Genomic DNA, 7,253 nt, shown 5'->3' with positions numbered 1-7,253 from the left:
AAACCTGATTGACCTCGCGCGCCATCTGACGCAGCACTTTGGCGTGCTTGTCTTTGATGCGTAGGCGCAGGGTTTTGGTGCAATCCATGCTGTGGATTATGATTGGTTTAGCACGGCTACGTTCATTCGTGGTGGTGCGCCGCTAGACATTCTTCGGCAATACATCCAAGAGCAGCAAGCGCCCCATGAGGATGCCTACGGCATCCGCGCTCTCGACCTCCGGCTGCACCCCGAGGCTTCCCGCGCACTTGGGTGACCATCAAGCATCCTGATGGTGATATACCCACACCCACGTTGTACAGCATTCAGCGCCAAGCCGGATGGCGCAAGTAACAAAACAAGGAGCATCATGAAATTTACGGTAATTTTGTACACCGATGATGGCCAACGCTATGGCGTGACTGTGCCTGATCTGCCCGGTTGCTTCTCGGGCGGCGACAGCTTGGACGATGCACTAGACAGCGTGCTGGAGGCCATCGATCTGCACGTAGAAACCTTGCTAGAAGACGGCGACGAGTTGCCGGTGCGCCAGCCTATTGCGAAGCACCAAGCCAATCCTGACTATGCTGGCGGGGTCTGGGCAGTGGTGGATGCGCCGATCGAGAAATACTTTGGCCCGGCAGAAAAAATCAACATCACCGTGCCGCGCGTGATTTTGGCGCGCATTGATGACTACGCCAAACACCACGGCCTGAGTCGCAGCGGATTTTTGGTAGAAGCCGCCAGAACAGCGATGCGTGCCTAAGCCTCCACCCCCATGACCCCCCAAGATTTCATCGCCAAATGGGGCGCGCCCGGCGGCGTACCCGGCCCGGCCTATGGCCTGAACGAAGAACAAGGCGCAAAAAGCCATTTTTTGGATTTTGTGCGAGCTGCTGAACGTGCCCAAGCCCGGCAGCGCTGCGGGCTACCTGTTTGGCGGGCTACCTGTTTGAAGAAAAAAGCCACATCATTGGCGGCAAAACCGGCTATGCCGATGTATCGCTGCGTGGCGTGCCTGCTTGGGAGAACAAAGGGCTCTTCGTTATTCCGTGTGAAATTTGTGACTGAGAAAATCGACAGTGGTAGGCCCTGTGGTCATGGTCATGTAACTGAGGATGGGCATGGGTATCGAAGGGCTTTGTTGCACAAATAAACCTTTTAAAATCAACAAGTTATGTCGCTCAAGATAGAGAAATCTTCCAATTTTTGAACTTTTCCGCTGCCTCGTATTTGTAACTTGTTGATTTATAGGAGATTTTTTCAGTTATTTGTGCAACAAAGCCCAGCCAAGGCATAGATTCACTGACAGACAAACCGCGCTGCGGCGCACCGCGCAAGCTCGACCAGACAGCCATCGAGCGCCTGACGCAGTGGGCCAGCCAAAAGCCGTTGACGGCGGTGCAACTGTTAGAACTGCACAGCCAAGCACAAGGCCAACCGGTACACATCAACACACTGGTGGCAGCACTCAAGCGCGAGAACTTTGTCTGGAAACGCACGCGCCACAGCCTAAAAAAAAGCGCGACGACACTGCCTTCGAACAAGCACGCGAACAAATCGATGCCTTGAAAGCACGCGCACAGGCTGGAGAGATTGAACTGGCCTACCTAGATGAAGCAGGTTTTGGACAGGTGCATCCCAACCGCAGTGCCTGGCCCCCCTGTGGACAGCAGCACTGCATTGATGCCCCGCGTGGTCGGCGCTTGAACGTCATGGCCGCTTGGCTCAGCAGCGGTGAGATAGCGCCCGCTCAGTATTGGGAACATACCAATTCTGCGGTATTTGTCGGCTTTTTGAGCCAATTGCAGCAGCGAGTGGACAAACCGCTGGTGGTTATTTTGGACAATGCGTCTATTCACAAGGCCAAGGCTATCCAAGCGGAACTCAAACTGCTTGAGCAACGTGGTGTAACGCTGCACTTCTTGCCCACGTACAGCCCCGAACTCAATCGCATCGAGACCCTGTGGCGCATAATGAAACACCGCTGGCTCGATGCGTGCCATCGAACCAAGGAAAAGCTCGAACAAGACATCAAGCATATTTTTGACAACTTTGGTAAGCTTTATACGTTGAATTTTTTCGAAAAAACTTCTTATAGCTAACTTAGAACAGTCTAAAACACAGCCCCTCGGTATAACCAAGGCACATCCAATAGACGCTCACCCAGCAAGCGCAAGGACCAATCGCGTCCCCAGCGCACCAGCCCCGTGGCATGAAAAATGCGCCCATTGCGCTCAGAGCGCGCTTGCACACGCGCATTGCGTTGCCAGCGGTTGAGCGCATAGCGGCGCAGGCGCAGCGATACTTCTACATCGTGCATCGACAGCACATGTTGCAATTGGGTGGCATCTTCAATCGCCATGCCGGCCCCTTGGGCCAGATAAGGGCGCATGGGATGCGCTGCATCGCCCAGCAAGGCCACCAAGCCTTGCGCCATTTGCCCAGCATGGCGCAGTGGCGGGCGGTCAGATAGCGGCCACAAGCGCCAGCCCTGTCCGGTAGTTGGCACGGCGTGCAACAGGTCTTGCAAGGGGGTACAGGTGCCCGCCAAGGCGTGGGCCAGGTCGGCAGCATGACCGGGATGGTCCCAGCGTTCTAGGGCCGTGGGGGCAGGGCCTTGCACAATCACCACCAAATTTTGCCATTCACCCCGACGCACTGGGTATTGCACCACATGCAGCTTAGGGCCTAGCCAAACCGTGATTTCTTGGGTACGCAGGCGTTTGGGCAGTGAGGCTTGGCGCGCCAAAGCCCGGTAGGCCAAATGGCCGGTCGTGCGCGGAGGGCCATCATGGAGTAATTGGCTGCGAATATGCCCCCAAACACCATCGGCCCCAATCAGGGCATCGCCTTCTATCTCTTTACCAGCACTGCTTTGAATTAGCACTGCGCCATTGGCCTCGGTATAGCCCTCAATGGATACACCGGGGTTGATTTGTACTTGCGCGCAAGGCTGCACGGCTTGGAGCAGCAATTGGTGTAAATCCGCCCGGTGAATCGTGGCATAAGCAGCACCATAACGCTGCACCGATTGGGCACCCAAAGCTAAAGTGGCCAATGTTTGGCCACTCAGGGCGCTACGCACTTGTAAACGCGCTGGAAAAGCGGCAACGGCTTGTAAACTTTGTTGCAAACCCCAATTCTGTAAGCAACGCACCACATTCGGGCCTAATTGCACCCCAGCGCCTACTTCGGTAAATGTGGAGGCGCGCTCATATAAACGCACTTCCCAGCCAGCACGTACAGCCCCTAAGGCCGCTGCCATACCGCCAATGCCGCCACCGGCAATCAAGAGCTGTTTTCTCATCCAATTCTCCGCAAGGGTGTAAGCATGGTACAGCCATCTTGGCGGCTATTTTTGATGGAGGCAGAGTCCCAAATATCCTATTGGCAAACCCTAGCACCCAGCAGATGCAACTTTGGCCAAATATTGCACTGCAAATGAAGAATGTCCGCATGGGCGGACATTCTGGGTGGGAGCTTAAATCAGGAATTGCTCGCGGTCTTGGCCGTCAATCCATTTAGGGGCCTTGCCACGGCCCGTCCAGGTTTGGCCGGTAAGTGGATTGCGGTATTTAGGAGCCACCTTGTTGACGGTACCCACAGAGCCTACCAAACTGCGCGTGCCGCGCAGTGGCGGGAAAACTTGCTGTTGGGTGAGCTGGTACTCAGAGACCAAAGTACGCACAGTTTGCAGTGCGCTGGTCAGTTCAGCCCGGCGAGCGTCTTCAATTTTGGCTTCTAGGAGTTCGCGTTCTTTGAGCAGCTCTTTGTAATTGGACATGATCAGTGCAATATAAAGTGGAAAGAGGTTGGATTATATTACCAAAATGCAGACCACACACCATAATCACCCCTCTTTACCGTTGCTTTACGTAAAAATTTTGCCAATATGCGTGAACTACGCCCACAGTCCAACCGGCTACTCAACACGGAGGCAGGCTAAGCCGCCATTACCCGGTTCTTGCCCGAACGTTTGGCTAAATACATGCCTTGGTCGGCACGGCGCAAGGCTTCGGTGCTGGTTTCATCGGCTTCTATTTCGGCCACGCCTGCGCTGAAGGTAATGAGGACCTTCTCAGTGCCTTGCAGAAAAATACGGGTACTGAGTTCGCGTTGCAAGCGCTGCATGGCCTCTACCCCTTGGGGCAAAGTGGTATCTGGCAACACCAAGACAAATTCTTCACCACCGTAACGGCCCAACATGTCTTGCGGGCGCATCACTTGGCGCGTAATATCCGCCAAATGGATTAATGCGGCATCGCCTATATCGTGGCCCAAACGGTCATTAATTTGCTTGAAATTGTCCACATCTAGCAATGCCAAGCACAGCGGCGTGCCTTGGCGACGGGCGCGCGTTAGTTCGCGCTCCATCGTTTCGTCTAGCCCTTTGCGGTTGAGCGTGCCTGTCAGGGGGTCGTGGCGGGCTTGGGCGCTGACGCGGTCTAACTCTTGTTGCAAGCGCGCCATTTCGGCTTGTTTTTCTTCGGTGCGTTGGCGCAAATCGGTCAGTTCGCCGTGGGTTACTCGGCTATCCAAGGCCATTGCACGGGTGGCTACCATCACTTCTTTGAGCACCGGGGTAATCTCGTGCAGGGCCGTGGCTTTGTCCAATTGTTGCGCGCATTGCTCTATTTGCTCTTGATAATGGCCGCTGCTGCGGCTAAAAGCGGCCAACCGGTCAATAAAAATGGCCAGCAAGGCTTTCATTTGCTCTTGCGCTTCTACCATCTGGCCTTTGGCCTCGGTCTGCTTAAAGATGACATCTTTCAGGCGCAAGCGCACATCATCCAATCGGCGCAGGGATAAAGTTTGCGAGGTAGCGGCCATTAAGGCCTCGGCCTGGCCACTGAGCCAATGGTCATCGGCACTGAGGGCGGCGATGTTGGCAAATACCATGTGCAACAGCTCTAACAAGGTGCTGCGAATAGCGGCTTGGTCTTCGGTGGCAAAGGACAGCCGATAACTAAAATTGGCCAACATTAATTGGGCGGTACTGGCGGGCGGCTCCGGTTGGCGCAAAAATTGCACCAGCTGCTGGCCCAGCATGTGGACGCGCACGTCTTCGCTGTCTAAAACGGGCAGGGTGTGTTCTACCATGCGGGCAATTTGTTCGGCCAGCTCATTGGGCAAAACCACCGCCAAGGCCGTGGTAGCGCCTGGGGGCGGTGGCGGCTCGGCCACACTGAGCTCTTGCGGATGCAGGCCCAGTTTGGCGTAGCCTACCAACACATTTTGCAGGGCAGCCCAGTCGTGCTGCGTTACAGCGGCTTCAAACTGGTCTAGCAGGCGTTTTTGCGCTGGTGTTTGCCCCGGAATGACGCGCAAAATGTAGCGCAGTGGCCCTTCGGGAAAAGGCGCGGGTGAGCTATAGCCAGCAATTTCGTCATAAAGGGCTTGGTAGTTGGCAGGCGTAGGCGACAGGCGGCGTACCGCCAGCAGCTTCAGGGTTTCACGTGCAATGTCCGAAGGAAGTCGTTGCGCCATACTAGGGCATCGGGGTACAAAAAAAGAAGAAGAAACAATCAGCAAGGCTAGGGAGTGTGACAGACGAAACAGCAATTGCAAAGCAATGCCAGACAAACCATCCGCCCAAAACATGTTCTTTCGACACGCTGCCGCCTACAATTGGACGCACTCTGCCCTAGTTGACCCCTGCACCCTTCATGAAAATCCTCATTTCCAACGACGACGGCCACCAGGCCCCCGGTATTGTGGCGCTCCATGCAGCCTTGTCTAGCGTGGCCGAGGTCGAAGTGGTAGCCCCAGAACACAACAACAGCGCCAAATCCAATGCCCTGACGCTGCATTCGCCTTTGTACGTGCATACAGCGGCCAATGGGTTCCGCTATGTGAATGGTACCCCGGCCGATTGCGTACACATTGCCCTGACGGGTTTGTTGGGCTATCGGCCCGATTTGGTGGTCTCGGGCATCAACAACGGGGCCAATATGGGCGATGACACCATTTATTCCGGCACGGTGGGGGCAGCAATGGAAGGTTATTTGTTTGGCATTCCCTCGATTGCTTTTTCGCAGGTGGACAAGGGCTGGGGCGAGTTAGAAGCCGCCGCCGAGCAAGCACGCCAAATTGTGTTGCAGTTGCAAGCCCAGCAGCGCATTGGCCTAGAGCCTTGGTTGCTCAATGTGAATATCCCCAATTTGCCCTTGCAGGCCATGCGCTCGGTGCAGTGGTGCCGTTTGGGGCGCCGCCATGCCGCCGAGCGCGTTATCACCCAACAAAGCCCGCGTGGCGACACCATGTATTGGATTGGCAGTGCCGGTGCCGCCAAAGACAGCGGCGAAGGCACTGATTTTTACGCCACCGCCCAAGGCCATGTGGCGATTACGCCCTTGCGAATTGATTTAACCAATTACGAGCATTTGCCCGATTGGGCGCAACGCACGGCATGGGGCGCGCCAGGCAACGGTCCCCATAACAGTCCCCAGGTTGGGGCCACGCCAGACAAGGGGCACTGATGCAGCAACGCCGACCTGGGTTTCCTGCCCGCCTTCCGCAGCTTTCGGGCAACACGCCCGCAGCAAGTTCTACACCCGCAGCCCGCAAGGCAAGCCCCGCACCTTTACCCTTTGCGACTCCCGTGGGCGTGGGTATGGATTCTGCTGCCGTGCGCGCGCGCATGGTGCAAAGATTGGCGGCAGCAGGCATCAGTTCGGCACAAGTTTTGCAAGCCATGAATACGGTAGAGCGGCATCGCTTTGTCGATACGGCGCTGGTCAATCAGGCTTACGAAGACACCAGCTTGCCGATTGGGCTAGGCCAAACCATCTCCAAACCCAGCATTGTGGCGCGCATGGCCGAGCTGTTGTTGGGGGCCGAAATTGCCAAAAATGGCGCTGGTTTGGGCCGCGTGCTTGAGATTGGCACTGGTTGCGGCTACCAAGCCGTCGTTTTGAGCCGCTTGGTGCGCGAGGTCTATTCGATGGAGCGCTTGCGCGGCCTGCACGAGCGTGCGCGCGTCAATTTGCGCCCCCTGCAATTGATGAATGTGCATCTGATGCTGGGCGATGGCATGTTGGGTTACCCTAAAGGCGCGCCTTACGCCGGCATCATCGCGGCGGCTGGCGGCGATGCTTTGCCCCCCTGCTGGTGCGAGCAATTGGCCGTGGGCGGGCGCTTGGTGGCCCCCACGGTGGTATCGGGTGGCAAGCAAGCATTGTTGGTGGTGGACAAGACAGCACAGGGCTTAAAACAGAGCGTCCTAGAGTCGGTGCATTTTGTCCCTCTAAAATCGGGGATTGCCTAAAGGG

9 protein-coding genes are annotated in these 7,253 nt (G+C 56.1%); 6 read left to right on the top strand and 3 right to left on the bottom strand.

Annotated features, from left to right (window positions below):
• Positions 1–91 precede the first annotated feature (91 nt).
• The 4 genes from PHX60_RS11920 to PHX60_RS11905 all read left to right on the top strand — a co-directional run bounded on the left by PHX60_RS11920 (position 92) and on the right by PHX60_RS11905 (position 2,084).
• On the top strand, positions 92–256 hold the full coding sequence (locus tag PHX60_RS11920; RefSeq protein WP_300077876.1) for a hypothetical protein: 165 nt from the start codon (positions 92–94) through the stop codon (positions 254–256).
• Positions 257–349: 93 nt separating this feature from the next.
• Positions 350–745, top strand: a complete 396-nt coding sequence (locus PHX60_RS11915) for a type II toxin-antitoxin system HicB family antitoxin (RefSeq protein WP_300077873.1) — start codon at positions 350–352, stop codon at positions 743–745.
• Positions 746–757: 12 nt separating this feature from the next.
• Positions 758–1,135: a hypothetical protein gene (locus tag PHX60_RS11910; protein ID WP_300077870.1), complete on the top strand. Its 378-nt coding sequence runs from the start codon at positions 758–760 to the stop codon at positions 1,133–1,135.
• Between the two features lie 217 nt (positions 1,136–1,352).
• A complete protein-coding gene (locus tag PHX60_RS11905) occupies positions 1,353–2,084 on the top strand; it encodes an IS630 family transposase (RefSeq protein WP_300077867.1) in 732 nt (243 codons plus the stop codon).
• 11 nt (positions 2,085–2,095) lie between these two features.
• On the opposite strand, the gene PHX60_RS11900 is transcribed toward PHX60_RS11905, so the two are convergent.
• The 3 genes from PHX60_RS11900 to PHX60_RS11890 all read right to left on the bottom strand — a co-directional run bounded on the left by PHX60_RS11900 (position 2,096) and on the right by PHX60_RS11890 (position 5,469).
• Positions 2,096–3,289: an FAD-dependent monooxygenase gene (locus PHX60_RS11900; RefSeq protein WP_300077864.1), complete on the bottom strand. Its 1,194-nt coding sequence runs from the start codon at positions 3,287–3,289 to the stop codon at positions 2,096–2,098.
• Positions 3,290–3,463: 174 nt separating this feature from the next.
• Entirely contained in the window at positions 3,464–3,766 is a 303-nt protein-coding gene (locus PHX60_RS11895; RefSeq protein WP_300077861.1) for an H-NS histone family protein, read from the bottom strand.
• Positions 3,767–3,924: 158 nt separating this feature from the next.
• Complete coding sequence (locus PHX60_RS11890; protein WP_300077858.1) at positions 3,925–5,469, bottom strand: GGDEF domain-containing protein; 1,545 nt, start codon at positions 5,467–5,469, stop codon at positions 3,925–3,927.
• Between the two features lie 179 nt (positions 5,470–5,648).
• Between PHX60_RS11890 and surE the strand changes: the two genes are divergently transcribed.
• Positions 5,649–6,461: a 5'/3'-nucleotidase SurE gene (gene surE, locus PHX60_RS11885; RefSeq protein WP_300077855.1), complete on the top strand. Its 813-nt coding sequence runs from the start codon at positions 5,649–5,651 to the stop codon at positions 6,459–6,461.
• On the top strand, positions 6,461–7,249 hold the full coding sequence (locus tag PHX60_RS11880) for a protein-L-isoaspartate(D-aspartate) O-methyltransferase (protein WP_300077852.1): 789 nt from the start codon (positions 6,461–6,463) through the stop codon (positions 7,247–7,249). Before surE ends, PHX60_RS11880 begins: the two co-directional genes overlap by 1 nt.
• Positions 7,250–7,253 lie beyond the last annotated feature (4 nt).

Origin of the sequence: Giesbergeria sp. (assembly GCF_028686475.1) — a bacterium.
Taxonomy (GTDB): domain Bacteria; phylum Pseudomonadota; class Gammaproteobacteria; order Burkholderiales; family Burkholderiaceae_C; genus Simplicispira.
The sequence above is the reverse complement of the archived record's forward strand: the minus strand, read 5'-3'. Positions and strand labels throughout refer to the sequence as shown.